Annotated in this window: 1 protein-coding gene and 1 pseudogene; both read left to right on the top strand. The window is 52.9% G+C overall.

Annotation, left to right across the window (positions count from 1 at the left end):
- On the top strand, positions 1 to 139 hold a 139-nt coding region (locus tag HPS54_RS12800; RefSeq protein ID WP_216653088.1), incomplete at its 5' end, for a Cas9 inhibitor AcrIIA9 family protein.
- Positions 136 to 798: pseudogene (locus tag HPS54_RS12795) on the top strand (PcfJ domain-containing protein); the annotation flags it as partial. The gene HPS54_RS12800 and the pseudogene HPS54_RS12795, both read left to right, overlap by 4 nt.

The raw sequence follows: 798 nt of genomic DNA, 5'->3' as shown, positions 1-798 counted from the left end.
AGAGGAAAAGGCGGAGGCACGTCAGAACGCTGTCCGCAAATACCAAGAGGAGGAACTCCGCAAGTTGCAGAACCGCCACAGACCGTCAGCGAGAAAAGAAAACCAACCCCAACCCTCATTATTTGATTTAGGCTTATGAAACCGAAGACCAAGATACAGAAAGAGGTGGCAAGACTTTCCGCCAACCTTCGCCCCATATCAGCGACACAAATAGATTGGGCATACCGCCACTGCGTTGAGCATATCGGCTACCGCACCAAGAAAGGGAACATCACCTGTTCCGACTGCGGTCACGAGTGGCACAGCGACAGCGGACTATGCGACACCCTTGAAGGCTGCACCTGCCCCCAATGCCATGCCGAACTCAAAGTGCAGGACACACGCAGACGCATCTACAAGGAAACGCAGTATTTCAGCGTGATAACCACCTGCAAAGGGTATCAGGTAATCCGCGTGGCGCAGGTCAGATGCGAGAGCAGGAAAGGCGAACCGATGCGTTTCTACTGCCACGAGGTCGTGCAGCGTTGGATTTCACCCGACGGCAAGGTTACGGACATGGCGTTGCTCCGTGGCTTCCTTTTCTGCTATTGCGATGTGTGGGCATTAGGCAGCGATATGGAGGTAAGACCGCACAACAGCCTATACGATGATGTGGTGGCAAGAAGCTGTGCATATCCAAAGATGAGGATATTGCCCCAACTCAGACGTAACGGCTTCAAGGGCGATTTCCACGGCATCTCCCCCGTGCGTCTTTTCAAAGCCTTGCTTTCAGACCCAAGAATTGAAACCCTTATGAAA

The sequence above is a fragment of the Xylanibacter caecicola genome (genome assembly GCF_013166515.1).
Taxonomy (GTDB): domain Bacteria; phylum Bacteroidota; class Bacteroidia; order Bacteroidales; family Bacteroidaceae; genus Prevotella; species Prevotella caecicola.
Note: the sequence above shows the minus strand (reverse complement) of the source record. Positions and strands in the feature narration are given on the sequence as shown.